The sequence below is a fragment of the Ruegeria sp. ANG-S4 genome, assembly GCF_000814005.1.
GTDB lineage: Bacteria > Pseudomonadota > Alphaproteobacteria > Rhodobacterales > Rhodobacteraceae > Ruegeria.
Genome location: NZ_JWLK01000001.1, coordinates 1,461,015 through 1,486,649 on the forward strand (window position 1 = coordinate 1,461,015; position 25,635 = coordinate 1,486,649).

The 25,635-nt window shown below is 57.7% G+C and carries 23 protein-coding genes and 2 tRNA genes; 10 read left to right on the top strand and 15 right to left on the bottom strand.

The annotated features are described in order from the left end of the window. The 11 genes from RA28_RS07265 to RA28_RS07315 form a co-directional block, all read right to left on the bottom strand. Nucleotides 1–678, bottom strand: coding sequence for a hypothetical protein (locus RA28_RS07265; protein WP_039525166.1), 678 nt, complete (start codon nt 676–678; stop codon nt 1–3). Further along, a complete protein-coding gene (locus tag RA28_RS07270) occupies nt 678–1,121 on the bottom strand; it encodes an ATP synthase subunit C (RefSeq protein WP_039525169.1) in 444 nt (147 codons plus the stop codon). The genes RA28_RS07265 and RA28_RS07270 overlap by 1 nt, the downstream gene beginning before the upstream one ends. Further along, nucleotides 1,118–2,914 carry a V-type ATP synthase subunit I gene (locus RA28_RS07275; protein ID WP_039525172.1) on the bottom strand — a complete coding sequence of 599 codons (1,797 nt, stop codon included), beginning with the start codon at nt 2,912–2,914 and terminating at the stop codon, nt 1,118–1,120. Before RA28_RS07275 ends, RA28_RS07270 begins: the two co-directional genes overlap by 4 nt. After that, nucleotides 2,911–3,516 carry a V-type ATP synthase subunit D gene (locus tag RA28_RS07280; RefSeq protein WP_039525176.1) on the bottom strand — a complete coding sequence of 202 codons (606 nt, stop codon included), beginning with the start codon at nt 3,514–3,516 and terminating at the stop codon, nt 2,911–2,913. The genes RA28_RS07275 and RA28_RS07280 overlap by 4 nt, the downstream gene beginning before the upstream one ends. Beyond that, entirely contained in the window at nt 3,494–4,855 is a 1,362-nt protein-coding gene (locus RA28_RS07285; RefSeq protein ID WP_039525179.1) for a V-type ATP synthase subunit B, read from the bottom strand. The genes RA28_RS07280 and RA28_RS07285 overlap by 23 nt, the downstream gene beginning before the upstream one ends. A gap of 240 nt (nt 4,856–5,095) precedes the next feature. Next, nucleotides 5,096–5,170: transfer RNA gene (locus RA28_RS07290), tRNA-Glu, on the bottom strand. 22 nt (nt 5,171–5,192) lie between these two features. Then, nucleotides 5,193–5,267 (bottom strand) — tRNA-Glu (locus tag RA28_RS07295). Between the two features lie 109 nt (nt 5,268–5,376). After that, nucleotides 5,377–7,119 carry a single-stranded-DNA-specific exonuclease RecJ gene (gene recJ / locus RA28_RS07300; RefSeq protein ID WP_039525182.1) on the bottom strand — a complete coding sequence of 581 codons (1,743 nt, stop codon included), beginning with the start codon at nt 7,117–7,119 and terminating at the stop codon, nt 5,377–5,379. Between the two features lie 91 nt (nt 7,120–7,210). Further along, nucleotides 7,211–8,194, bottom strand: coding sequence for a class II fructose-bisphosphatase (glpX, locus tag RA28_RS07305; protein ID WP_039526152.1), 984 nt, complete (start codon nt 8,192–8,194; stop codon nt 7,211–7,213). Nucleotides 8,195–8,265: 71 nt separating this feature from the next. Further along, entirely contained in the window at nt 8,266–9,552 is a 1,287-nt protein-coding gene (locus RA28_RS07310; protein ID WP_039525184.1) for a homoserine dehydrogenase, read from the bottom strand. A gap of 138 nt (nt 9,553–9,690) precedes the next feature. Further along, nucleotides 9,691–9,939, bottom strand: coding sequence for a hypothetical protein (locus RA28_RS07315; protein WP_039525187.1), 249 nt, complete (start codon nt 9,937–9,939; stop codon nt 9,691–9,693). A gap of 99 nt (nt 9,940–10,038) precedes the next feature. On the opposite strand from RA28_RS07315, the gene RA28_RS07320 reads away from it, so the two are divergent. Beyond that, nucleotides 10,039–10,626 carry a TetR/AcrR family transcriptional regulator gene (locus RA28_RS07320; protein WP_039525190.1) on the top strand — a complete coding sequence of 196 codons (588 nt, stop codon included), beginning with the start codon at nt 10,039–10,041 and terminating at the stop codon, nt 10,624–10,626. Nucleotides 10,627–10,650: 24 nt separating this feature from the next. Here RA28_RS07320 and RA28_RS07325 read toward each other — a convergent pair whose 3' ends face one another. Next, nucleotides 10,651–11,562 carry a pirin family protein gene (locus tag RA28_RS07325; RefSeq protein ID WP_039525192.1) on the bottom strand — a complete coding sequence of 304 codons (912 nt, stop codon included), beginning with the start codon at nt 11,560–11,562 and terminating at the stop codon, nt 10,651–10,653. A 161-nt stretch (nt 11,563–11,723) separates the two neighbouring features. Here RA28_RS07325 and RA28_RS07330 point away from each other — a divergent pair, with 161 nt between their 5' ends. Next, entirely contained in the window at nt 11,724–12,203 is a 480-nt protein-coding gene (locus RA28_RS07330) for a hypothetical protein (RefSeq protein WP_039525196.1), read from the top strand. Nucleotides 12,204–12,215: 12 nt separating this feature from the next. Here the strand turns inward: RA28_RS07330 and RA28_RS07335 are convergent, their stop codons facing one another. The 3 genes from RA28_RS07335 to RA28_RS07345 all read right to left on the bottom strand — a co-directional run bounded on the left by RA28_RS07335 (nt 12,216) and on the right by RA28_RS07345 (nt 15,254). Beyond that, the gene (locus RA28_RS07335) at nt 12,216–12,728 is read right to left on the bottom strand and encodes a hypothetical protein (RefSeq protein ID WP_241481081.1); all 513 of its coding nucleotides are present in this window, start codon (nt 12,726–12,728) and stop codon (nt 12,216–12,218) included. A gap of 79 nt (nt 12,729–12,807) precedes the next feature. Next, nucleotides 12,808–13,440 carry a TadE/TadG family type IV pilus assembly protein gene (locus RA28_RS07340; RefSeq protein WP_052261324.1) on the bottom strand — a complete coding sequence of 211 codons (633 nt, stop codon included), beginning with the start codon at nt 13,438–13,440 and terminating at the stop codon, nt 12,808–12,810. Continuing rightward, a complete protein-coding gene (locus RA28_RS07345) occupies nt 13,437–15,254 on the bottom strand; it encodes a pilus assembly protein TadG-related protein (RefSeq protein ID WP_052261325.1) in 1,818 nt (605 codons plus the stop codon). The genes RA28_RS07340 and RA28_RS07345 overlap by 4 nt, the downstream gene beginning before the upstream one ends. Nucleotides 15,255–15,577: 323 nt before the next feature. On the opposite strand from RA28_RS07345, the gene RA28_RS07350 reads away from it, so the two are divergent. From RA28_RS07350 to dnaG, 8 genes are all read left to right on the top strand, one after another. Next, nucleotides 15,578–17,008: a Glu/Leu/Phe/Val family dehydrogenase gene (locus RA28_RS07350; protein WP_039525202.1), complete on the top strand. Its 1,431-nt coding sequence runs from the start codon at nt 15,578–15,580 to the stop codon at nt 17,006–17,008. Between the two features lie 142 nt (nt 17,009–17,150). Then, a complete protein-coding gene (locus RA28_RS07355; protein ID WP_241481082.1) occupies nt 17,151–18,005 on the top strand; it encodes a hypothetical protein in 855 nt (284 codons plus the stop codon). Nucleotides 18,006–18,147: 142 nt separating this feature from the next. Continuing rightward, entirely contained in the window at nt 18,148–19,401 is a 1,254-nt protein-coding gene (locus tag RA28_RS07360) for a sarcosine oxidase subunit beta family protein (RefSeq protein WP_039525205.1), read from the top strand. A gap of 55 nt (nt 19,402–19,456) precedes the next feature. Then, complete coding sequence (locus RA28_RS07365; protein WP_039525208.1) at nt 19,457–19,720, top strand: sarcosine oxidase subunit delta; 264 nt, start codon at nt 19,457–19,459, stop codon at nt 19,718–19,720. Further along, nucleotides 19,717–22,650 carry a sarcosine oxidase subunit alpha family protein gene (locus RA28_RS07370; RefSeq protein ID WP_039525211.1) on the top strand — a complete coding sequence of 978 codons (2,934 nt, stop codon included), beginning with the start codon at nt 19,717–19,719 and terminating at the stop codon, nt 22,648–22,650. Before RA28_RS07365 ends, RA28_RS07370 begins: the two co-directional genes overlap by 4 nt. Continuing rightward, on the top strand, nt 22,643–23,188 hold the full coding sequence (locus RA28_RS07375) for a sarcosine oxidase subunit gamma (protein ID WP_039525216.1): 546 nt from the start codon (nt 22,643–22,645) through the stop codon (nt 23,186–23,188). Before RA28_RS07370 ends, RA28_RS07375 begins: the two co-directional genes overlap by 8 nt. Before the next feature lie 34 nt (nt 23,189–23,222). Further along, nucleotides 23,223–23,519 (top strand): hypothetical protein, encoded by a 297-nt coding sequence (locus RA28_RS07380; RefSeq protein WP_039525218.1) that lies wholly within the window; start codon nt 23,223–23,225, stop codon nt 23,517–23,519. A gap of 80 nt (nt 23,520–23,599) precedes the next feature. Then, on the top strand, nt 23,600–25,546 hold the full coding sequence (dnaG, locus tag RA28_RS07385) for a DNA primase (RefSeq protein ID WP_039525223.1): 1,947 nt from the start codon (nt 23,600–23,602) through the stop codon (nt 25,544–25,546). Nucleotides 25,547–25,635: the final 89 nt, after the last annotated feature.

Sequence of the window (25,635 nt, forward strand, 5' to 3'; positions counted from 1 at the left end):
TTACCGGATTACGCCTTCCAGAACGGCGCGGAATCGAGGCTGCAGATGTTCCATCAACAATGAGGCGACCGCCTTGTCGCTGAGATCAAGGACAACGCCCTGGTCCTCGGCCCGTACGCGAATACCTTCCTGAGTGTCATCTGACGCATGTAGTTCGACGTTTTCCTTCAGCATTTTGGCAGTCAGGCCCAGAACATATTTCGTCAATTTGCCGGACTGAATATCATCGGCATTCTGCTTGATGTCTTCCTGCGTTGCGATCTTGGTTGGCAAAATGACCTGCACCTTGCCATCCAGCTTTGCGCCTTCTGTCGCGCGACCAACGACTTCAAGGATCATCTGCTTCAACAGATCGGGGTCTGCCATTTCTTTGGTCACCAGACGTTCAACATCTTTCTTGAACCGATCCGTCAGCCCGGCCTTCATCGTCAAAACTGCATCTCGCATGGCGGTGTTCAGTGCCTCTTCGCCCGCTTCGCGGTAATTGTCGGACTCGGTTCGCGCTTTCTTCTGGTAATCATCGGCCTCACGTTTGGCGTCAGCCAAAATGCGCGCGGCCTCGGCTTTGGCTTCGCTGCGCAGTTTCTCGGCCTCGGCCTGACCTGCGGCAACCCCGTCGTTGCGCAGCCTGTCGATCAACGCGTCGACGCCATGTGAAATTGTCCGATCCTGCGACATCAGCTGATCCCCGCACTGATCACGAGGGCAAAGACAAATGCAAATACGCCAAAGCCTTCGATAATTGCGGCGGGCGCCAGCGCCAGACCAAAGATTTCCGGCTTTTCCTTGGTGGCATTTATCGCGGCAGCGCAAGCACGGCCCTGCCAAATACCGCAATACATCAGCGCGATGCCCGACAGTATGCCAATCCCGAACAAGCCGCCCGCATTTTCCGGCGTTACATCCCGGTTCAGCGTGAACATGATAACGATCCCGTAGATCACCATCGTGGATGGGAAAGCTGACACACCGATAAAGCGGCCATACCCACCGTCGGTCTCGGTCATTGCGCCGATACTGGCCATCCCGGCGATCGAGCATCCAATGGCGCTGGACGCAGCACCCAGCGCCATTGGTGCGTAGATCCCCAACCAACCCAAGGTCAAAACAAGCTCATTCATTCCTGAACCTCCTTGCGGGCAAACGGACGAAAGACGACACCTTCATCCGGCAGACCCCATTTAAAGAATTCGATGTAATTCAGACGCAACCCGTGGACGACGCCGCTCATCATCGCGAGGGCGAAATTCAGGATGTGGCCGACAATCAGGATAAGCAGACCAAACAGTATGCCGGGGCCTTTCAGGGCTTGCATCACAGACACCGCCAGATCGTTGAACGTGATGGCCAGCGAAGCTGACGCCAACCCAAGCGCAAACAAGCGCATATAGCTAAGCACATCCCCGAACGCGCCCATTGCCCCGGCAAGGCTTTGTATCCCGTCGATCAGGCGCCACAACCAATCGGTCGGCTTCTTGATGACGCGTTCGCTGGAAAACCAGACGATGGCCAGAACACCAAGGCCCATCGTAGCGCCACCGGGGATGGGCGAGGTGCCCCTCATGTAACTCAGCCAAAGAATAAACCCACCGACAAGCGCGCAAATCCAACCAAGGTTTGCGACGGCTTTGCGGTGTCCCCAGGCCGCCCGTGCTGCCAAGGCGTTTGCCAAGACCAGATGCAAAACGCCGACAACGATCGAAACCATCATCATCGCGTTGAAATTGTTCAGATCCAGCAGTTTGAGTCTGGCCCAAATCGAACTGTCCGGCGGCGACGCACCGAAATAGCTGCCGACCAGAACACCATATATTATGGTGGCACCCGATATGATCAATCCGAACCGTCGCCAGGATCGTTCGGACACCGTGCGGTCCATCCGTTTCCAGAACAAAAGCACGCCAAGCAGGATGACCGCGCCATATCCGGCGTCCGCCACAATCATCGCAAAAAAGATCGCGAAGGAAGCCGCGACAATGACACTGGGATCCCAATCCTTGTATCCGGGCACCTGATAGAAAAGTGCCAAATCAGTGGCCGCGCTGCGGCTGTCGGGTTGTTCCAGCAGGGTCGGGGGCATTTCGCCGCCTTGCGGTTTTTCGATCAGAACCGCGACGTCCTTGGCATTAGCCATTTCCAGAACCGCCTCAATACGCTCTTCCGGCACCCAGCCCTGTACGGCAAACATCGCTTCTTCATCACGTACTTTCTGGGTCGCGTGCGCCAGTTCGGCCGCGCTTTCCGCCACCGACAGGTTCTGCCGCATCAACGTCAGATACCGGGTCTGTGCAACGCGTTCGGCCTCGAGACCCTCAAGCGCGATTTCTGCGTCTTCCAATTGCGCTTCAAGCTTGTGGATCGGCAAAGAACCGACATGGGTGCGCGCCACCGGAAGGACATCGTCTTCCGGCTCGACCGGCCCAATCAATACGGTGTAGAGATACCGGTGATCCTGCTCCAGCACCGCCCAGGGGAATTCCAATTCTGTCAGGGCGTCACGATGTTTGACAGGAAGCCGATAGAACCAAAGGCGATTGCCCGCCAGCGCATCGGTCGGAGGAAAGTCGAGATCACCCCAAGGCCGGACCTGAGAGATGCGGTGTTCCAGAAAGTCGCGGCGATCCGTCATATCTCGCGTACGTTCCATCAAATCGCCAACGTCCTTGACCAACTGCTCCATATCAAAGTTCGGGTCGCGCTGAATCTGTCTTCGCGGATCGGGAACCTCTGCAAGAAAACGCAGCGCCTTATAGGCGTCCTTGGCGCCGCGCTCGCTGATCTTTTCCGGCTCGCTCGGCGGAGGTGCAAGCGGCAACACATGCATGCAGCCCAGGTCCTGAAGTGCTTCAAGCGTCGCGGCCTTTTGATCGGCGGGCCCGACAAGCGACATTTTTTTGAGCCGGGCAATCGTCACGATACGGCCTCCTGCGCGTGCTTGCGTTTGGAGATCTTCGACCGTACGACCGCCTGCATCTGTTCGTCGCTCAGATAGATGCGGATCTTTTTGATATTGGCCTTGGCGCGAGGGATCAGGACCTTTTCGAACAGATTGACCCGCTGCGTGATCGTGGCGACAGCCTTGTCGAAGATGCGAACGCGTTCCTGCGCAATTTTGACCCGAAGGCGCGCCTCAATCATGTCGTGCAGCAGACGTGCTGCGGCGTCGACCCAATGGGGTTTGGCCAAATAGGAATAGGGGCGCACCGCGACTTCGATCCGATCCAACGCAGGCATCTTGACACCGACGACGTTGACCTCTTTGACATTGTAATCCTTCAGGGCAACCAGACCGTCCAGGTCGACACCTTGCTGCGCCAACATCGGCAACTTTTCCCCAACCTGTTGGGCAAGTTCTTTTACCTGTGCCTGCAAACGCTGCACATCATGACGCGCCTTTACGCGTTCTGCCATCAATTGCTGTCGCTTTAGGTCCAGCGAGGGCAGGAACCGCTCATAGCTTTTCAGCTGCGTCTGCTCGCGGGCCAGCGAAGATTTATTCAGCTGCAACCGCGCCATCGGCATCCTTTGGGAAATATTTGTCGATCAGGGATTGCTTCATCAGCAACTGCTCTGGCGCGAAACACTCGGCCAGCGTTTTCCAGCCAAGATCAAGCGCCTCTTCCAAGGGGATCGAAACGTTGATGTCCATGAACCGCTTTCGGAACAACTGACCGAATTTCAGCAACTGGTGGTCATAGTCCGACAAATCAAAGGCCATTGCCTGTTTCTGCGCGGCATCGCGGCTTTCCGAGTAGAAGCGGATCATCGTGTTCATGATCTGACCGTGATCTTCGCGCGTGGTCTTTCCGATCACATTCTGCTTTAGGCGCGAAAGGCTGCCAAACGGATCAATCACACCGGAATGCAGATAGAACTGCCCCTCGGTGATGTACCCGGTATTGTCCGGCACCGGGTGAGTAACGTCATTCCCGGGCATCGTCGTCACGGTCAGTACGGTCACCGATCCGCCCTTGGCATAGTCGCAGGCCTTCTCGTATCGCCGTGCAAGCTGCGAGTAGAGATCGCCCATGTAGCCCCGCTGCGACGGCACACGCTCCTGACTGATGCCGACCTCTTTCATCGCGTCAGCATAGGCCGTCATGTCGGTCAGCAGAACCAGAACGCGCTTTCCCTCTTCCAGCGCGAATTTTTCGGCAACCGCCAATGCCATGTCTGGCACCAAAAGGCGTTCGACCAGCGGGTCCATCGCTTGGTTCACGAACATCACGGTGCGCGAGAATACGCCCGCATCCTCAAAGGACGTGCGGAAGGTGTGGTAGTCGTCAAAAATCAAACCAAGCCCGCCAAAAACAACAATATCGGCGTCGGCCTGTATTCCAATCCGGCTGAGAAACGCATTGAACGGTTCGCCCGAGACCGAAAAGATCGGGATTTTCTGGCTTTCGACCAAGGTGTTGAACACGTCGATCATAGGTACATCCGTGCGGATCATCTTTTTTGGCACCGCACGTTCAGCCGGGTTCACGGTTGGGCCGCCAATGTCGATCCGAGGTTCGGACGACAGATCAGGACCGCCATCAATCGCAACCCCGGCACCATCGAACACACGCCCTAGAATATTGGCAGAGTAGGGGGTCTGCATCGGGTGCCCCAAAAAGGTGGCTGTCGCCTCTGTCGAAATGCCCTTGGTGCCCGAAAACACCTGAAGTGTGACCACGTCATGGTCGATTAAGATCGCCTGCGCCAGCGTTTTGCGACCATCTACGGTTTCGATCACGGCCAGATCGTTGAACCGGATCTTCATATCGTTTGCGCCTTGCGGTGGGACCCGTACCTTTATGGTGTCCCCGACGATCTCGAGCACGCGCGTATATTTCAACAGAGTTTGAGACATGGACCCCCCTCAGACAATGCGAGAAGACATGGGCTTCAAAGATCGTATTCAAAGATATCATTGAGTTAGTGCGTCAAGCTTACATCGAATTGGACAATTCTCAAGCGGTACAACGACGCGCCCGCCGAAATGACAATGCAAGTCCCATCCGAGCCCTTGGCTTGCGGCAATAAAGCAGCCAAAACGCGCGACAATTGAGCAGGTGGAGGGCAATCCAAACGGTGTCAACTGCTGAAATGGTGGTAGCCCGTAGGGGAATCGAACCCCTCTTTCCAGGTTGAAAACCTGGCGTCCTAACCGATAGACGAACGGGCCATCAGGTCCAACCAAGCGCAAATGGCAGCCCGTAGGGGAATCGAACCCCTCTTTCCAGGTTGAAAACCTGGCGTCCTAACCGATAGACGAACGGGCCGCGCTTGCTTGTGGAGGGCCTTTTACGGTTTAGCTAGCACCCCCGCAAGCCGAAAAACGCAAGGCCGCGCAACTTTTTTGCGACCGCCAAACCGTCGCTGAATCCGGTGTCAATTTGCTTCGGCGGCGTCTTCGAGCCTGAGTTGAACGGTTTGCCGTCCGCCCCAGGAATTCACCTCAAGCCGGCCTGCAAAATGAAACCGGGCGCCGCCGTGGTTCGACAAACGATCGCCCAGCGGCCCGTCAAAAGCACCAAAGGCAATCGCGTCCAGGCCGCCATTCATCCCGTCCGACAACGACAGTTTCAGATGGGATTCGCCAACGCGCTTGGCGAAACGCACCTGCAGATCGGGCAGGGCGTAACGCGGGGCAGGGGCACCTGCTCCAAACGGGCCCGCTTTTTCAATTTGCTCGATAAGATCGACAGTCGCGGCGCCCGGCATCAGCGCGCCTTCCAGCTTCAGGTCAGCCGGCCCAGCTTGCCCGGCGCCTTGTTTGGCCAGCAACGCGCTCAGACGCTCCATCGCCGGTTCCAACTGTTCGCGCGTTAAGGTCAGACCCGCTGCCATTTTATGCCCGCCGCCCTTGACCAGCAGGCCCTCGGCCGCGAGCCTTTGGATTGACGCACCGAGGTCGACGCCGGACACGGAACGGCCCGATCCCTTGCCCTCGTCGCCGTCAAAGCCAATCACGATGGCGGGACGGTTGGCGGCCTCTTTCAGGCGCGATGCGACGATTCCAACGACGCCCGGATGCCAACCGTCGCCCGCCGCCCAGACCAAAGGTGCATCGAGCCCGCGATCTTCGGCTTGCGCCATAGCGGCGGCACGTACGGCGCTTTCAATCTCGCGCCGTTCTGTATTCAGTGTATCCAAACGTTGCGCCAAGGCCTCGGCCTCGGTGCCCGACTCCGTACTCAGCAGACGCGCGCCCAGATCCGCCTGACCAATGCGCCCGCCCGCGTTGACGCGCGGTCCCAGCAAAAACCCAAGATGATAGCTGTTCGGCGCGGTATCCATCCGTGACACGTCCGAAAGCGCCACAAGTCCTGGCCTGCGGCGCTGTGTCATGACTTTCAATCCCTGTCGCACAAGCGCGCGATTGGCGTCGATCAGTGGCGCGACATCTGCCACCGTCGCCAACGCGACCAGATCCAGCATGGCCATCAGGTCCGGGCCTTTGGTGCCCGCCTCACGCAACTGGCGACCGGCTTCAACAAGCATCAGAAAGACCACTGCGGCCGCACACAGATAGCCGAGATCGCCGCTTTCGTCCTGCCGGTTGGGGTTCACGACGGCGACACAATCCGGCAAGGTCTCTCCACCCAGATGGTGATCCAGGACAATCACATCTGCGCCTTTGGCGGCGGCGATCGGCGCGTGACTGAGGGTGCCACAATCGACGCAGATGATCAGGTCATGCGATTCCGCCAGTTCGGCCATTGCAGGCACGTTTGGCCCATATCCCTCGTCAATCCGGTCAGGCACGTAGAGTGTCGCCTGCAGCCCCATCTGACGCAGCCAGACGATCAGCAAAGCCGCTGAACTTCCGCCATCCACGTCATAGTCGGCAAAAACCGCGATCTTTTGCCGATTGCGTACAGCCGTCAGGAACCGCGCCGCGGCGGCGTCCATGTCTTTCATCGCACGCGGGTCAGGAAGCAGTTCCTTCAGTTTGGGCTCGAGAAATCCACGCGCCTCCATCGGTGGCACGCCACGTCGGGCCAGAACCTGACAAACGGCGCGGGGCAGCTCGGTCTGCTGAACAAGCACTTCCGTGGCGCGCTCTACCTCGGCGGCAGGTCCGATCCAACGCCGCCCGGTCAACGATTGTTCAACACCCAGAAAACTCACGTTTCACCTCATGCGCCAAGGCCGCGCCCTTGCAGGCCCGGCCTCTTAATCTTTTTTCAAATACTCTCGCCGAAGGCAGCGGCGCAAGCCGCTATGCGTTGTCGTGCGACCACATGGGCGTACGATAGGACATGCGACGGACCGAGCCTGTCTTGGACCGCATCAGCAAAGTCGTCGTTTCCACCCAACCCGGCTCACGCTTGATACGTGGCAACAACGAGCCGCCGGTCACCCCGGTTGCAGCAAAAATAACGTCTGCCGTTACCATTTCGTCCCGGCTGTAGATGCGATCCAGATCGGTTATGCCGGCTTTGGCCGCGCGTCCTCTCTCGTCATCATTGCGGAACAACAGGCGACCGAAGATTTGCCCACCCATGCATTTCAGGGCCGCGGCGGCCAAAACGCCTTCGGGCGCGCCACCCTGTCCCATATACATGTCGATGCCGGTCACTTCGCTTTCGGCGCAGTGCATGACGCCCGCTACGTCTCCGTCCGTAATCAGTCGTATGGAAGCGCCGGTTTCGCGTACCTCGGCAATCATCGCCTCATGGCGGGGCCGTTCGAGGATGCAAACGGTGATATCGGCAGGTTCGCAGCCTTTCGCCTTGGCCAGCGCCTCAACCCGTTCGCGCGGGGACATGTCCAGGGTCACAACACCTTCCGGAAATCCCGGGCCAACGGCCAGCTTGTCCATGTAAACGTCTGGCGCATGCAGCATCGAACCGCGCGGGCCCATTGCAATGACCGTCAGCGCATTGGGCATATCCTTGGCGGTCAACGTGGTACCTTCCAGCGGATCCAGCGCAATATCAACGCCGGGGCCGTTCCCGGTGCCTACTTCTTCGCCGATATACAGCATCGGCGCTTCGTCCCGCTCGCCTTCACCGATGACGACGACACCCGCTATTTCCAGCAGGTTCAGCTGTTCGCGCATCGCATTGACAGCGGCCTGATCGGCAGCTTTTTCGTCACCGCGCCCGACCAAAGAGGCCGAAGCCAGCGCAGCTTGTTCCGCAACCCGCGCAAGTCCAAGGGAAAGCAGGCGATCGTTAAAATCGGTCTTTGCAGGATTCATATTCGGTATTCCTTTGGTCAGCATGGGCGTCTGTAACGGCATAGCCCGCCACCGATGCGGGCCGCAAGTGGTCAGACCTGTTCGATTCTCAGAGCGACGGGTTCTCCGGCCACCACGTCAGTTTCGCGCAAGCCATTCAACGCATGATCCAGGGTCGAGCGTGTTGTCTTATGCGTGACGATCAATACGGGCGCAGTGTTTTCGGCATGTGCGTATTGGCGCATTCGGTCAATTGATACGCCGGCATCGCCCAGAACTGCCGCCACTTTCGCAAGTGCGCCGGGTTTGTCCAGAAGGGCAAGGCGCAGGTAATAGGGGGCGGGCAATCCGGTCTGAGCAGGCCGGGCCTCTTCCAAAGAAGCGGCCGGGCGACCAAAGGTCGGGATTTGCAATCCGCGTGCCAGATCGCAGACATCGCCCATCACCGCGCTGGCTGTGGGACCTTCGCCCGCGCCCGGGCCGCGCAATACGACCTGATCGACAGCGTCGCCTTCAATCACAACCATGTTCGTCCCGCCTTCAAGCTGCCCCAGGGCCGAGTCACTTGGCACGAGACAGGGTTGCATGCGCTGCTCAAGTCCACGCGCCGTGCGCTGCGCGACGCCCAACAATTTGATGCGATAGCCCATATCGGCGGCTTGATGGATGTCATCGAGGCTGATTTGCTGGATACCTTCAATCTGAATACCGTCGAAATTGGGTTTTGTACCAAAGGCGATCGACGACAGCAGCGCCAGCTTGTGCGCCGCGTCTATGCCACCCACATCCAGATTGGGGTCTGCTTCCAGATACCCAAGCTGCGCACATTCTTCAAAGAGCGCGTTGTAGCCCAGCTCCTGCGATTGCATCCGGGTGAGGATGTAATTGCAGGTCCCATTCATAACACCCATGACGCGGGTGATTTCATTGCCTGCCAGCCCTTCGGTCAGGGATTTAATAACCGGGATACCGCCCGCCACGGCGGCTTCAAACCGGATCACGCGTCCAGCTTCTTCGGCCTGTTCCGCGAGGTCCTGACCGTGAATGGCAAGCAGCGCTTTGTTGGCTGTGACAACATCCTTGCCGCTGGTCAACGCAGCCTCGACCGACGCTTTTGCCGGGCCGTTTTCGCCGCCCATAAGCTCGACAAAGACATCAATGTCGTCCCGTTTTGCCAAAGCGACTGGATCGGTCTCGAACGCGTAGTCTGACAGGCTGACACCGCGATCCTTTTTCGCATCCCGCGCTGATACGGCCACGATTTCAATCGGTCTTCCGGTTCGGGCTTCAAGCAAGTCGGCATGTCTGCGGACGATCTTGACGACCCCGACGCCCACGGTGCCCAAACCCGCAATTCCAAGCCTCAGCGCCTGTGTCATTCCGTTGGGTCCTTTCCGCTCGAATTTGCCGCTTGGGGCAGATGTCCTTTGCGGGCTGCCTTAGCGGGTTCATGGAAAGGGTTCAATCCGTCTTGGACGGATCAACGATCAACCGAACCGGCAATTTTGGGCGGCGCCTTAGTCAATTTCGACCTCTTGCAGCGCTTTTGCCTTATCGGCCAGTGCCTCGCTGCGGGCGGTCAATTCTTCTTCGACCTCGTCTGCCTCGCTGATCGGGTCACTCGGCGGACCAAGCGTGTCCGAGATCGGGACCAGCTTGGGGTATGCGGCTTTGCGCAAGGCCGGTCCCTCGCTTCCCTCTAGTTCGGGAATGTCTGCGCAGGCGGCGCAGGCAATCAAAGCGGCTATCAGCGGCAAAGGCTTCATTGCGGACCCATAGGTTGCAGCATTGACCTGTGATGCACCTTTTGCCCGCTCGGTTCAAGCGGGGTTCTATCTGAACGTTTGTTCATATACGGTAAGGATATGGCACGCACGCAAGGTTCACATTCCGACATTACGGGCCCCCGGATCCGAAAGGCAGCGCTTGGGTTGTTCGCGCGACATGGCTATGCCGCTGTTTCTATGCGCCAAATCGCGGGCGAAGTCGGGGTTCAGGCCGGGGCCTTGTACAATTACACGCCGGACAAACAAAGCCTTCTGTTTCGTTTGATGCACGACCACATGCTTGAACTGCTGTCAGCCTTGGGTGAATTGCCTGTACAAAAGGACCCGACAGCGGCGCTCAGGCAATTCATCGGTTTTCACATCCGGTTTCACCTGCAACGCCCGGACGAGGTTTTCATCGCCTACATGGAGCTGCGCAACCTGACGTCCGAAAACTTTGCCCAGATCGAAATCCTTCGTCGCCAGTATGAAGACATCCTTGAAGGGATCCTGAAAACGGGCCAAAAGGACCGAGTATTTTCGGTCGCGGACACCAAGATCGCCACTCTGGCCGTCATTGCCATGCTGAACGGTGTAATGACCTGGTACCGCACCGAAGGTCGTTTGACCTTGGATCAGGTCGAGGGCGTCTATTGGGACATGGTGCGCAGGTCTGTCACCGAGTGATTTTGGGCACTGAACGACACGACGCTAGTGCGCAGGGCGAATAAAGGTGCCGTTGCGCAGCTCTCGAAACGCTTCTTCCAGCTCGGATCGGGTGTTCATGACAATCGGGCCATGCCACGCCACTGGCTCATTGATGGGCGCACCGGAAATCAGCAGGAATCGCACGCCGTCCGGACCCGCCTGTACCGTGATCTCGTCACCGGTACCAAAACGCACAAGCGTTCGGTTTCCGGACATGTCGCGAATGTTGACTTCTTGTCCCGCGACCTCTTTCTCCAGCAAAACGCCCGTTGGCTGAGATGCGTCAGCAAAGGCAGCCTGGCCCTGAAACACGTAAGCAAATGCGCGTCTGTACGTGTCGATTTTGAACGTCTTCTTCACGCCTGCCGGAATTGACAGGTCCAGATATTGCGGGTCAGCGGCAATGCCGTCGACCGGACCTGTCTTGCCCCAGAACTCGCCAACAATGACCCGAACGGTCGTTCCGTCATCATCGGTGATTTCGGGAATCTCGGTGCTGTTGACATCTTGATATCGCGGGGCCGTCATCTTTTGTTCGGCAGGCAGGTTGCCCCACAGCTGAAACCCGTGCATTTGGCCCGTCTGATTTCCTTTGGGCATTTCCTGATGCAGGATGCCTGACCCGGCAGTCATCCACTGGACATCGCCGGCACCAAGCGAGCCGCTGTTGCCTAGCGAGTCGCTGTGATCCACTGTTCCGGCCAGGACATAGGTGATTGTTTCGATCCCACGATGCGGATGCCAGGGAAAACCAGCCTGATAGTCTTGCGGATGGTCATTCCGAAAATCGTCAAACAGTAGAAACGGGTCAAGCTCCGACGGATCCTGAAAGCCGAAAGCTCGGTGCAGTTTTACGCCGGCACCTTCCATTGCTGGAATTGCCTGTCTGGTTTCCAATGTGGGTCTCAGAGACATGGTATCCTCCTGACTGTCTTCACCGCAATCTAAGCGTGGTCGAGTGGCGATCAACCGGCACAGACACACCGGTCCTGTGCAAAGATGCTCAGAAGGGGCGGGGGTCTCTGTCCTTTCGTTCGCAAAGCAGCTAAGGCAGGTGCGGCAGGCAGGAGAGTTTCATGCAAGATGATGTATTGGCCACGGTTCAGGCTTCCGCACCCCGGCGATACACCGGCGTCGGGATGCTGGTCGTCGTCGGGGCCCTGGTGATTTACGTGGCACTTGCTTCGCCGCCGCAACTGGGGTGGCAAGTGTTCTTGCTGGCGGTTGGCGGAACGGCCTTCTGGCTGGCCCGGCGTATGTGGGTGGCAACACAGGACGTGCTCGAATTGACCCAGTCCCAACTGCGCAGCCAGTCCGGCGACGTCATTTGCGAGGTTGCGGACATCGAAAGCATCGACCGCGGTGTCTTTGCTTTCAAACCTTCCAACGGTTTTTTGGTTTTGACCCGCACACGCGGTCGCAACAGGTGGGAGCCCGGCGTTTGGTGGCGCGTTGGTCGCAGGATTGGCATAGGCGGCATGACTGCCGCATCAGAAGCCAAGTTCATGTCGGAAGTCTTGGCGACGCTGTTGGTCCAGAAGGGCAACGTCCGTTAGATCAGTCTTCAATCACGTGCATTGTGGGTCATCGTTGGGCCCATACAGTTGGTCGTGAATACGAGGGTGCGTGAACACAAAGCTGCGCATGTCGAAGTTCTCAAACCCAAACCCGATGTTGAAAGGCGCAACATAGGTATTTGTTGTCTCGACAACGATCATCTTCCCGTTGTTCGGCATGGCCGGCAGTGCATCTTCCAAGAATTCTGCTGTTGCCGTCGTCAATCGCGGATAGACCGATCCACGAACGCATGACCATCCAACCTCGTGCGTTCCAGACTCTCCGGAATCCTCGTCGAAAATGACGTATGACACGCGCATCGAAATTGGGGCTCTGGTCGAAACCATCCTTTCCAGCAAGTCATGCAACGTCGAAACGTATGTTTGCGTAAGAGCGTTGTCTTCGCGTGAAATGATGTCCGCAACCGCGTAGGCGGCTTTGATGTTTCGTGAACTTTGGCGATAGCCGTCATAGAAGGTGTATGAGGCAAAAACAGACCACAAGACCATGGGTAGGATCAGCATTGACTCGATGGTGATCGAGCCGTTTTCGCGCCGAAAGAAGCGTTTTAACCTTGTCCGCAAACGGGTCGGCAAAGAAGGATCAGTCACCCGCATCTGCAACCTCCACCGCGGTTGAGTTTTCGGAGTCGTCGGATCCGCCTCCGAACGGTTCGTGAACAAACACAGTTGTTGCGTGCAATTCCCACTGGCCTGCGGGGTCTTGGCTGACGGGCCCGCCGATCATCGTGAAGCCCCAAACGGGCGAAACTTCCAGACAGGCGCGCAGCATCATCAATTCGTTTGAGGAACCCTGATCAAATGCAATCGCGCCGGGGCCTTCGGGATCAGGGTCGCGAACCTCTACCGGCGTGTCGACACAAAAAGGCGTCTCGTTGATTTCGTTTCCGACGCGGGGGTCAATCGACTTCATCTCAAGTGACAAGTCTCTGAGACAACTGGGCGAGCTGTTAAAGCCCTGGCAGATCATATCTTTCAGCAGTTCGTGATCCCATTCATCCTCGCCTTCCGGCAACCGGTTCAGACGAACCTCACGAACAGTTTCGTCAAGCGACCGTTCCAGGTTGGCATGGCTGAATGACATCAATCCAAGGTCAATACCGGACCACGCGAAATAGACGAAAACCGGGAACCAAAAGAGGAACTCGATCGTCGATGCGCTGCCGTCTTCGCTGCGGCGGAACCGCCGCAGTTGTGTCTTGAGCGAACGTATCATTGGGTCAGTCTCAGGTTCTGGATTGTTGCACTGATCGAGTCAAACACGCCGATAATTTTTTTACCGTCTGCTTCGTAGTAACGATTGTCTTTGACGGCACAGTCTTTCAGCATCTGTTTCACGCCTTCTGGCGCCTCATATGCAATCGAGAAGATTAGGACCTCTTCTTCCTGGGCCTTTTCGCACAGCGACTCGACCCGGGGGTCTTTGTTCCACTGTCTCAACTCGGTCGTGGAATCGTCCCAGAAGTCGTTGGCGGCATTGCTACCCTGACCATCATACAGCAGATTGTAGATGGCTTCTTTTTGGGTGTGAGCCCAGACATCCGGCCACTCCAACTGCTCTGACGATCCGTAGCCGGTGTCATAGTAGTACGTGCTGCTGGTCTCATAGCATGTGCCGTTGGAGTAATCCGTGCAGCGATAGCGTTTGTACCTCAATTGGGTCGAACCATTGTCTTCGGTGGCACTATAGGCGTGATCTTGGTAGTAGTTTCGCGTCCACCGCGATCCGTTATTGTGCCGAACGGTGCGTTTGACGTTCGTCCAGATGTAGCGATCCTGGTCTTCGTCGTAGACCGAGTATGTGTTGGCCGCATCATTCCAATGGATATCTGACACACCTTCGTTATAAGGCGCATTCACTTTATGCTGCCGCGTGTTTTCGCCGTCTGTCATCAAAACCAGAACCTTCAAAGAGTCCCCGGTCTTGTTGCGGGCCGGACGTTCGTCAAACTCACTTGGAATTGCCGAAGTTTCCGACAAACGTGCGATGAGCGGTTGAATGCTATCGTCCAGTAGAGTGAGACCCCACTTCAAGCCGACATCAATCGAAGTCCATCCCTGTGCCTGAAGCAGATTGATCTGGTCTTCCAGCGTGTCGGGATTTTTTTGAAGGACTGCCATGGCGCGTTGGTCAGTGGCGGTTTCCCTGCGGCACGTGGTGCTGTTGATCAACTGGTCGGATTCACGATAGTCGTTGCGACCATAATCGACAAAATGAAGTGTCCGCGGAACAAAACTTCCAGCTCGGATGACAACGCCGTTCTGGTCTTCGATATCGTAATAATCGAACTCGGTCGTCGTGAAATCGTTCGGTCCAAAGTCGATGCAATTGGCAACTTCGTTTTCGCCGATCGTTTTCAGCTCATCCATAAGGAAGTCAGGAACTGAAACCTGTTCGGAATAGGGCACGATCGAAATAGACAATTTACCGTCTTCCGACTTTTCGTCCATTTCGTGGACAAAATCTATCGCGGCTTCTTTCAGGTTGGTCAGCTTTGTCCCCGCCATGGAGCCTGAAACGTCCAGCACCAGCGAGATCTCAACGTTACCGATGGATTCTTCCGCGACGCTTGCCGCAACAGTTCCCAACGTTTCCACGCCGCTCCACTGCATGAAATGCGTTCTGACCTGCATTTCAGCCTGGGCTTCGACCTTGCGCGTGCCTGCCAGCCTTGCATTCTGGGCGCCGCAGGTTTCGGGCGTCACCTTTATACTGTCTTCAATCAGATATTGGTCGAGACCTTCTTTCGCCAGATAGTCGCGCACAACATCTTTCGGGCAAAGCTCCTGATCAAGGTCTGCCGCAGCCAGAACCGCGCGGTCCAGCGCGTATTGCAGTTTCACGCGTTCGCGGTCATACCGCATTGTGTCTACGGCAAACCCCGCGGCGGTGAAAACGATCATCACAAGAAACAGCGCCAAAATTGTCATGGAACCGTCAGTCTCATCCGCAAACCGGCGCAGGTGCCGCACGCACGGGTGGGCACTGTTGGGCGTTCCGAATGTCGACTTCCAATTAGACTTGTGCATATCGAATTCCTTTGCCGGTCAGATGAACCGTCGGTATTTCACAACGTTAATAATTTAGAGACGGATCGTGGCGAGATTTGGGCATGTCGGCCACTATACTGCTCATTTTGCATGAAAATTGTCCTTAGTATCGGCGGTTCATCCCCTTTTGTTTCTTGGGGTTGAACAATCACAGCGGTGTGACCGTCGAAAACGACTCACCCCGTGTTGGATGCGCGAAGTTCGCAAATTGATGAAAAAAAGTGCAGATGAGAATTGCAGTAAGGCCTCAGTGGTGCGACAAAAAGTCATGACGTACGTCATTTACCAGCACGGAGGATTTTATGACCGGCACAAAAGAACCCAGCTTTCGCGAGAGTGTTGATCTGATGTTCAATAGGGCGGCGTCCCTGATGGACCTGCCGCCCGGGCTGGAAGAAAAGATCCGTGTCTGCAACGCGACGTATACCGTCCGTTTCGGCGTTCGTCTGCGGGGCGATATTCACACCTTCACAGGCTACAGATCGGTGCATTCCGAACATATGGAGCCGGTCAAGGGCGGTATCCGCTATGCCATGGCCGTGAACCAGGACGAGGTCGAGGCGCTTGCGGCGTTGATGACCTACAAGTGCGCGTTGGTCGAAACGCCGTTTGGTGGGTCAAAGGGTGGATTGCGCATCGACCCGCGCAAATACGAAGAGCATGAGCTGGAGCAGATCACCCGCCGCTTTGCCTATGAATTGGCCAAGCGTGATCTGATCAATCCCTCGCAAAACGTACCTGCGCCCGACATGGGAACAGGCGAGCGCGAGATGGCATGGATGGCCGACCAGTACGCCCGGATGAATACGACCGACATCAACTCGCGCGCCTGTGTGACCGGCAAGCCGTTGAATGCCGGTGGCATTGCGGGGCGTGTCGAGGCAACCGGGCGGGGTATTCAATACGCCCTGCGCGAGTTCTTCCGCAATCCGGAAGACATCAAGGCTGCGGGTCTTTCCGGTACGCTGGACGGTAAGCGGGTTGTCGTGCAGGGGCTGGGCAACGTGGGATACCACGCGGCCAAGTTTCTCAGCGAAGAAGACGGTTCGCGCATCGTTGGCGTCATTGAATGGGACGGTGCGCTGTACAACCCGGATGGCATTGACGTTGAATCCGTTCGGCAATGGATCGTCAAGCATGGCGGCGTCAAGGACTATCCGGATGCCACACACACGGCCGAGGGCTCTTCGGTGCTGGAGGCGGACTGTGACATTCTGGTTCCGGCCGCACTCGAGGGTGTTATCAACCTGTCCAACGCCGACCGCATCAAGGCACCATTGATCATCGAAGCCGCAAACGGGCCGGTTACAGCCGGTGCCGATGAGATCTTGCGAAAGAAAGGCACGGTGATCATCCCGGACATGTATGCCAATGCCGGGGGTGTTACGGTGTCTTACTTTGAGTGGGTCAAAAACCTCAGCCATATCCGTTTTGGCCGCATGCAGCGCCGGCAGGAGGAATCCCGGCACGAATTGATCATCAGCGAACTGGAACGGTTGGACCGTTACCTGGGCGATGCGTGGTCGATGTCGCCGGATTTCAAATCCAAATACCTGAAAGGTGCGGGCGAACTCGAACTTGTGCGCTCGGGTTTGGATGACACGATGCGGATCGCTTATCAGGCGATGCGAGAAGTCTGGCACAGCCGATCTGACGTCGATGACCTGCGCACGGCTGCCTACATCGTGGCGATCGACAGGGTTTCGAAGAGCTATCGCGCCAAAGGGCTCTGAGGCCTGAAAAATGACAGCAATCGGGCTTTGACGAAAAGCCCGTTTGCCATACCTTTTCCCCAGCTTAAACAAAGCTCAAGGGAAAGCAGAGCAGATGAAATTCTCATTGAATTCAAAATGCGCTATCGCGTCCTTGCCTTTGGTGTTTGCCGCAGCCTGCGTGCACGCACAACAGCCGGGTGGATGGGCCACTTCCGTGGACGGGTTGGCCGTGTTTCAAGGTAGCGCAGATTTAGACGATGGCGGTGATTTCAGCGCATCGCGCGTCTTTTTGCGCGCAGGCGCGATCAATCGGTTTGAGGACGGGTCCTTTGCCGGCGTGCTGTTCAGCTATGGGCAATTCAACTACGATTTTGGGTCAAGCGAGAACGCACCTTGGGAAGACATCCGAGATATTCGGATTTCGGTGCCACTGAGATTTGCCCTGGACAACGGCGCCAACGTGTTCGTGTCGCCCCAGCTGCGTTGGGACTATGAAGAGGGCGCCAGCGCATCCGACGGTTTTACCTACGGTGCGTTCGGCGGGATTTCCTGGGCGTTGACGCCAAACCTGCGGATCGGCCCGGCGATCGGTGTCTTTTCCGAGATCGGCTCGGACGATTTGGAGGTATTTCCGGCGCTGTTGGTCGACTGGAGTTTTGCCGACCGATGGAACCTGAGCACAGGCGGCGGCGTTGGCGCCACGCAAGGCCCCGGATTGTCACTGGATTACGCGGTGACAGACGATTTGAAAGTCGGTCTGGCGGTGCGATCCGAACGTGTTCAGTTCCAACTGGATGATGAGGGGCTTGCCCCCGGTGGCGTTGGCGAAGACAGCAGTATTCCGGTCGTTCTGTCCGTGCAATACGCGCCAAATCCGGGCATGTCGCTTACGGCCTTTGCTGGTGCCGAATTCAACGGCGAGTTGACGCTGGAAAACTCATCTGGCCGCGAGGTCAGCCAGCAGGACTATGACACGGCACCAATTGCAGGTCTGGCCTTTCAGCTACGTTTCTGAAAACGACGCGAAAATCGCAATCTGCCCGGTTTTCGTCGCGCATAGACAAGTGCGGGTCGAAAACGTACGCGGAACGTCTGAGTGACGTTGCTAATGCTGATCAGAGTTGGTTTGATGCCGACACACCCGCAAGGAGGTTCGAATGCGTTTTTCCGGCTTGCGCGTCCTCAAAGAGGGCCTGACCGGCAACAAGGGCTGGACGCCGCATTGGCGCGATCCCGAGCCCAAATCCGAATATGATATCGTCATCATTGGTGGTGGCGGTCACGGGCTGAGTACAGCCTTTTACCTGGCCAAGGAACATGGTCTGACGAATGTGGCGGTGCTGGAAAAGGGCTACATTGGCGGCGGCAATGTCGGGCGAAACACGACGGTTGTTCGCGCGAATTACTTTCTTCCGGGAAACTCGGAATTCTATTCACATTCGCTGAAACTGTGGGAGGGGCTTGAGGAAGAGCTCAACTATAACGTCATGCATTCGCAGCGTGGGTTGATCAATCTGTTCCATTCGGACGGGCAACGCGACGACGCAGCGCGGCGCGGTAACATGATGATCAGTCAGGGCGACGACGCGATCCTGTTGGGCCGTGACGAATTGCGGGAAATGCTGCCTTACCTGAATTACGATGATCTTCGCTTTCCGCTGTACGGAGGCCTGTATCATCCGCGCGGAGGCACGGCGCGGCATGACGCGGTGGCTTGGGGTTATGCGCGTGGCGCAGACCAACGTGGCGTGGACATGATCCAGAACTGCGAAGTGACCGGCATCGATATCGAGAACGGGGTTGTTCGTGGTGTGCAAACCTCGCGCGGGCCGATCCGTGCCAAGAAGGTGGCGATGGTCGCAGCAGGTCGGTCAGGGCAGGTTGCGGCAATGGCCGGAATGCGGTTGCCGATCGAGAGCCACATCCTGCAAGCGTTTGTAACGGAAGGTCTGAAACCCTGCATTGATCACGTCGTGACCTTTGGGATGGGACACTTTTATATCAGCCAATCGGACAAGGGCGGTTTGGTCTTTGGCGGCGATCTGGATTTCTATGCCTCATATGCGGCGCGGGGTAATTTGCCGACCGTTGAAAGCGTGATGGAAGCCGGGATGGCACTGATGCCGATGATCGGAAAGGCGCAGGTGCTGCGGTCATGGGGCGGGATCATGGATATGTCGCCCGATGGCTCTCCGATCATCGACAAAACCGATATCGAAGGGCTCTATCTGAATTGCGGCTGGAACTACGGCGGGTTCAAGGCTGTTCCGGGTTCGGGCAATGTGTTCGCCCATCTGATCGCGACAGATCGGTATCACGAGAATGCAACCGGGTTCCAACTGGATCGTTTCCGCACCGGGCGCGGGATCATCGATGAAGAGGGCAAGGGCTCTCAACACAATCTGCATTGAGGGTGGCGATGTCGGATTTGAGTATTTTTGAAAAGATGAAGGTGGGGGCACGGGCATGAGGATTACCTGTCCGTATTGCGGCGAGCGGGATCGGCGCGAGTTCTACTATCGCGGCGCGGCTGTTGATCTGGAGCGTCCGGCGCCGGATGCAGGTGAAGACGCCTGGAATGATTTTGTCTATCTGCGGGATAATCCGGCTGGTGTGACCCGAGAGCTTTGGTGTCACGAAGGTGGCTGTGGCGCGTGGATCGTGGTCACACGGAACACGGTCACGCACGAAATCCTCGGGTCGCAATTGGCATCAGAGGTGAAGCGATGAGGATTGAGGGCAAAGGTCTGATTGATCGGTCGGAAACCGTTCCCTTCGTTTTTGATGGCGTCCGCTATACCGGTTTTCGCGGCGACACCCTGGCGTCCGCTTTGTTGGCAAACGAGCAACGTCTGATGGGGCGGTCGTTCAAATACCACCGTCCGCGCGGTGTTTTGACAGCCGGTAGCGAGGAACCCAACGCGTTGGTGACAGTCGGCGAAGGCGCGGCGCAAAACCCGAACGTGCGCGCGACGATGCAGGAGATCTATCCCGAGCTTTCCGCGCGCAGCCAAAACCGCTGGCCCAGCCTGAATTTTGATCTGATGTCAATCAATGATCTGGCCGCGCCGTTTCTGGGGGCGGGTTTTTACTACAAGACTTTTATGTGGCCCAAGAGCTTTTGGGAAAAGCTGTACGAACCGGTCATTCGCCGTGCGGCGGGTCTTGGGGCGCTGTCCGGCGCAGACAACGTGGACAAATACGAAAGCGCCTATGCGTTCTGCGATCTGCTGGTCATTGGCGCGGGCCCCGCCGGGCTGATGGCGGCCTTGGTCGCGGCGCGCGCTGGTGCGGATGTCATCCTGGCTGACGAGAATGCGCGCATGGGCGGGCGACTGCTGTCCGAGACCTACGCGGTTGACGGCAAACCGGGCCATGTGTGGGCCGATGAGGTGCTGAGCCAGCTTGAGGCGATGGAAAACGTACGCCTGATGACGCGAACGACGATCGCGGGTGCTTATGATCAAGGCACGTTCGCCGCTTTGGAACGTTTTGGGCACCACACAGAACATCGCCCAAGCGGGGCACCGCTGGAGACGTATTGGAGGATCGTCGCAAAACGTTCTGTTCTTGCAGCGGGTGCGCTGGAACGGCCGGTCGCGTTCCGGGATAATGATCGCCCCGGCATCATGACCGCGGGCGCGGTGCGGGCCTATCTGAACCGGTGGGGCGTCAGCCCGGGGCGGAACGTTTCGATCTTTGGAAATACGGATGACATTCACCGGACAGCGCGAGACTTGTTGGATGCCGGAGTTCACGTCGCGGCGGTCATCGACAGCCGTCACGACGCGCCGCTGTCGAATGAGTACGAGGTGCTTCGCGGGGCGCAGGTATGCGGCAGCACGGGACGCAAGGGGCTTGAGGCCATAACGGTTCGTCGCGCCAGTGGCGAGGAGCGTATTCACACCGACTGCCTTGCCATGACGGGAGGCTGGAACCCGTCGGTTCATCTGACCTGTCATATGAATGGTCGCCCTACCTGGAACCGTGACATCGAAGCGTTTGTGCCGACGCCCGGCGCGATACCCGGGATGATCACGGCTGGTGCTTGCAACGGATCTTTCTCGACCGTGTCCTGCCTGCGGGACGGGATCGAAGCGGCCAAATCGTCGTTAGCCGAACTGGGCCTCAAAGCACCCAAAACCCCTGTGCCCGACGCGGAAGATGATCCGTATAACATTTCCCAGCTTTGGGCGGTTCCCGGCACAGGGCGGGCTTGGCTGGACTTTCAGAACGACGTCACGGTCAAGGATGTGAAACAAGCCGCGACCGAGAATTTTCGGTCTGTCGAGCATATGAAGCGCTATACAACGCAGGGTATGGCGACCGATCAGGGAAAGAACTCGAACGTCGCTGCGTTGGCGGTTCTGGCCGATGCGACCGGTCGTGGCATTCCCGAGACGGGCACGACCACGTTCCGCCCGCCTTATTCGCCGATCGCCATTGCGGCGCTGGGCGCGGGGGCCGAGGGCAGTGCCTTCAAGCCGCAACGTTTCACGACTTCTCACCCGGCAAGTCTGAAACGGAATGCGCCGATGATCGAGGCGGGGTTGTGGTATCGCCCGAGCTATTTCTCGAAAGATGGCGAGACCACCTGGCGGCAATCCTGCGACCGCGAGGTCAATATGGTGCGGCAGGCGGTTGGGATCTGCGACGTGTCGACCCTCGGCAAGATCGACATTCAGGGCCCCGACGCGGGCGCGTTTCTGGATTTCGTCTACACGAATATGTTCTCGACCCTGAAAGTTGGCCGTACCCGGTACGGTCTGATGCTGCGCGAGGACGGGTACGTCATGGATGACGGCACCACGGCGCGGCTGGGTGAGACGCATTACCTGATGACCACCACAACCGCCGCAGCGGGTGAGGTAATGAAACATCTGGAGTTCGTGCATCAGGGCCTGCGCCCGGATCTGGATGTGACCTTTACGTCGGTGACGGAACACTGGGCGCAATTCGCGGTGGCCGGGCCTAAATCGCGCGAGCTGCTGAGTGCGCTGTTGGACACGCCGCTGGACGACGAGAACTGGCCATTCATGGCTTGCGGTCCGGTTTCCGTGTTGGGGGTTCAGGGACGGTTGTTCCGCATCTCGTTTTCGGGCGAACATGCCTATGAGATCGCGGTGCCCGCGCGGTATGGCGCGAACCTGTTTGACATCCTGACCGAACGCGCCGAGGCGCTTGGCGGTGGACTATACGGGATGGAGGCGCTGAACGTTCTGCGGATCGAGAAAGGTTTTATCACTCACGCAGAAATCCACGGGCGTACAACGGCCTATGACATCGGCATGGGCCGCATGGTGTCGCAGAAGAAAGACTGCATCGGCAAGACCATGTCCGAACGCCCCGGGTTGGAAGAAGCAGGTCGCGAGCGGTTGGTCGGGCTGAAACCCATCGGCGAAAGCAAGGAGCTTTTGGCGGGCGCGCATCTGTATAACGAAGAGGCCGAGCCGGTGCGCACCAACGATCAGGGCTATCTGACCTCGGTGTGTTACTCGCCGACGATGGAAACCATGCTTGGATTGGCGTTCCTGGCAGATGGGCCTGACAGGTACGGAGAGATCGTGAAAATGGTAGATCATCTGCGTGATGTCACGACGCTCTGCGAAGTGGTGAACCCGGTTTTCTTTGACCCGGAAGGAGGGCGCGTCCGTGGATAAACTGATAGCCAAAACGCCCTGCGACGGGCTGCTGCCGCTGAGTGTGGGCACAGTAAAGCTGAGCGAAGAAGATGTGGGCGCGATCCATTCAATCTCTCCCTACAAAGGCAAACAAAAAGCTGTGTCCGAGGCCATGAAAGTGGCGCATGGCATGGCTTATCCTTCGGCCAACAGATCGACCGGAAAGGCGGGTGCACGGGCCGTTTGGTTCGGTCCGGCCCATGCGATGATGATGGGCCCCGAACCTGATCCTGCCCTGTCGGAAAACGCGGCCATTGTAGATCAATCAGATGCGTGGGCGGTTGTCCGGCTGGAAGGCGCAGGCGTGGAAGACGTACTTGCACGCGTGGTGCCCGTTGATCTGCGCAAAGCGCAGTTTAAACGCGGGCATACCGCGAGAACCCTTTTGTTCCATATGACCGCGTCGATTACCCGCGTCGGTGAAAACGCGTTTCAGATCATGGTTTTCCGATCCATGGCCGGGACGTTGGTTCACGATTTGAAAAGGGCGATGGAAGGCGTTGCCGCGCGCGGGTAAACTGCGCTGAAAGAAACGAATCCGGGAGACCCCCATGTTGCGTATCGCCATTGTCGCGGCTCTACTTGCCACCCCCGTGGCTGCTCAGGACACCAAAGAACAAAGCTGCCAGTATCAGGCCGATGTCGTGGCAGCGATACAGCAGGCACGGCTGGACCGGGTCAAGGAACGCGACGTGGTGCAGGCGGTGGCTGACAGCGGCCCGACATGGCCCGAGAATTACAACGCGGCGATCCCTCTGATCACCCCTTGGGTCTATGAACAAAAGATGCGCGATGTACGCAACAAGGATTTGGGCGCGGCCTGGTTGGAGCTGTGTCTTCAGCAATAATCCACAATCCGCGCAATTCGCTGTGGACAAACGCGCGTCATCCCCTTGGCGCGCGTTTCCATTTCTGGCAGGTTTGAGCCATGTCTTTGCCCCCCGGATTTCTGGATGAACTGCGTTCGCGCCTCAGCCTGTCTCAGGTCGTGGGGCGCAAGGTCACGTGGGACCCGCGCAAATCCAATCAGGGCAAGGGCGATATGTGGGCGCCGTGCCCGTTTCATCAGGAAAAAACCGCCTCTTTCCACGTCGATGATCGCAAAGGCTATTACTACTGCTTTGGATGTCACGCCAAAGGCGACGCAATCACCTTTGTGCGGGAAACCGAGAACGTGCCGTTTATCGAAGCCGTTGAGATTCTGGCGCGCGAGGCGGGCATGCCCATGCCCGCGCGGGATCCAAAAGCGCAGGAAAAGCAGGATCGGCGGTCGCAACTGGCCGAGGTGATGGAGCAGGCGGTTCAGTTCTTTCGCCTGCAGCTCAAGACCGGCGCTGGGTCTCCCGCGCGCGATTACCTGACCCGCCGCGGTCTGGATGCAAAGGCTCTGGACCGATGGGAGATCGGGTTTGCTCCGGACGGTTGGCAAGCGCTTTGGGATCATTTGCGCGGCAAAAACGTGGACGAGGAATTGATCCTTGCCGCTGGTCTGGCCAAGCCATCGAACAAAGGCAAGAAGCCTTATGACACGTTCCGCAACCGGATCATGTACCCGATCCGCGATCCACGCGGGCGTTGCATTGCGTTTGGTGGTCGGGCGATGGACCCCAACGACAATGCCAAATACCTGAACTCGCCCGAGACGGAGTTGTTCGACAAGGGGCGCAGCCTCTACAACCATGGCCCCGCGCGCGAGGCGGCGGGCAAGGGGCAGCCCCTCATTGTGGCCGAAGGGTATATGGACGTCATCGCGCTGGCCGAAGCTGGGTTTGGAGCCTCGGTTGCGCCGCTGGGAACCGCGATCACTGAGCATCAGTTGCAGCTTTTGTGGCGCATCTCGGACGAGCCGATCATTGCGCTGGATGGCGATACTGCGGGATTGCGTGCGGCGATGCGTGCGGTCGATCTGGCGCTGCCGTTGCTGGAGGCCGGCAAATCACTCCGCTTTGCCCTGATGCCCGAGGGGCAGGACCCTGATGACCTGCTGCGCGCCGATGGGGCAGGGGCGGTGCAATCGGTTCTCGACGACGCCATTCCGATGGTCAAGCTGCTGTGGCAGCGCGAGACCGAAGGCAAAGTGTTCGACAGTCCCGAACGAAAGGCGGCGCTGGACAAATCGTTGCGAGAGAAGATCCGGCTGATCCGCGATCCATCTATTCGTTCGCACTATGGTCAAGAAATAAAGGACCTGCGCTGGCAATTATTCCGCCCCCAGCGACAACCTCAGAACCGCAACTGGCAACCGCGCGGCAAATGGCAGCCGCAGCAACCAGCCAGTCCCGGTGCACGTACATCGTTTCTGGCGTCGTCTGAGAATGCCGATATTCAGTTGCGCGAGGCGGCCATTCTGGCGATTGCGGTGCTTAATCCCGATGTTGTTGTTCAGTTCGAACAGCAATTAGAGGACATGGAATGCCAGAACCCGGATTACGCCGCGCTGCGCGACGCGATCCTGCGTCATGCCATCGACGATCCCGAAAATCTAAAAGACCACATTGTGCAAACTTTGGGTCCTGAACCCCTTGAAAACCTGCTGGCCCTTCGCCATGTCGCTGTGATCCCCTGTGTGTACAAACCGGGCGACGTTGAAAAGGCCGAGATGACGCTGGCCGAGGAACTCGCAAAGATCAAAGCGCTCCGGGGGTTGGATGCTGAGATTGCCGAAGCGGCGGAGGAGTTGTCTGATCTGGCCGATGAGGCGCTGACATACCGGCTGGCCCAAGCCGCCGAAGAGCGCAACCGTACAAGCCGTAGCCAGAATGAAGACAAGGCCGTTTTCGACATCGCCGACAATGGTGCGCGAATCAACCGCGACGAGAAAGACGCATTTGAGGCCATCATGTCAGGCATCAATTTCGAGCGGAAACGTCGATAAAGTGATGTTTTCGTAAGGCACTGGAAAAGAAAAACGGGTAAACGGGTGGCCGAATCACTTCTACGCGCTAATGATTCGGACCTAACGAA

Coding starts and splice junctions, on each gene's coding strand:
- RA28_RS07265 (WP_039525166.1), bottom strand. CDS start 678: ATGTCGCAGGATCGGACAATTTCACATGGCGTCGACGCGTTGATCGAC.
- RA28_RS07270 (WP_039525169.1), bottom strand. CDS start 1,121: ATGAATGAGCTTGTTTTGACCTTGGGTTGGTTGGGGATCTACGCACCA.
- RA28_RS07280 (WP_039525176.1), bottom strand. CDS start 3,516: ATGGCGCGGTTGCAGCTGAATAAATCTTCGCTGGCCCGCGAGCAGACG.
- RA28_RS07285 (WP_039525179.1), bottom strand. CDS start 4,855: ATGTCTCAAACTCTGTTGAAATATACGCGCGTGCTCGAGATCGTCGGG.
- glpX (WP_039526152.1), bottom strand. CDS start 8,194: ATGAATCCTGCAAAGACCGATTTTAACGATCGCCTGCTTTCCCTTGGA.
- RA28_RS07310 (WP_039525184.1), bottom strand. CDS start 9,552: ATGACACAGGCGCTGAGGCTTGGAATTGCGGGTTTGGGCACCGTGGGC.
- RA28_RS07315 (WP_039525187.1), bottom strand. CDS start 9,939: ATGAAGCCTTTGCCGCTGATAGCCGCTTTGATTGCCTGCGCCGCCTGC.
- RA28_RS07320 (WP_039525190.1), top strand. CDS start 10,039: ATGGCACGCACGCAAGGTTCACATTCCGACATTACGGGCCCCCGGATC.
- RA28_RS07325 (WP_039525192.1), bottom strand. CDS start 11,562: ATGTCTCTGAGACCCACATTGGAAACCAGACAGGCAATTCCAGCAATG.
- RA28_RS07330 (WP_039525196.1), top strand. CDS start 11,724: ATGCAAGATGATGTATTGGCCACGGTTCAGGCTTCCGCACCCCGGCGA.
- RA28_RS07335 (WP_241481081.1), bottom strand. CDS start 12,728: ATGCTGATCCTACCCATGGTCTTGTGGTCTGTTTTTGCCTCATACACC.
- RA28_RS07340 (WP_052261324.1), bottom strand. CDS start 13,440: ATGATACGTTCGCTCAAGACACAACTGCGGCGGTTCCGCCGCAGCGAA.
- RA28_RS07345 (WP_052261325.1), bottom strand. CDS start 15,254: ATGCACAAGTCTAATTGGAAGTCGACATTCGGAACGCCCAACAGTGCC.
- RA28_RS07350 (WP_039525202.1), top strand. CDS start 15,578: ATGACCGGCACAAAAGAACCCAGCTTTCGCGAGAGTGTTGATCTGATG.
- RA28_RS07360 (WP_039525205.1), top strand. CDS start 18,148: ATGCGTTTTTCCGGCTTGCGCGTCCTCAAAGAGGGCCTGACCGGCAAC.
- RA28_RS07365 (WP_039525208.1), top strand. CDS start 19,457: ATGAGGATTACCTGTCCGTATTGCGGCGAGCGGGATCGGCGCGAGTTC.
- RA28_RS07370 (WP_039525211.1), top strand. CDS start 19,717: ATGAGGATTGAGGGCAAAGGTCTGATTGATCGGTCGGAAACCGTTCCC.
- RA28_RS07380 (WP_039525218.1), top strand. CDS start 23,223: ATGTTGCGTATCGCCATTGTCGCGGCTCTACTTGCCACCCCCGTGGCT.
- dnaG (WP_039525223.1), top strand. CDS start 23,600: ATGTCTTTGCCCCCCGGATTTCTGGATGAACTGCGTTCGCGCCTCAGC.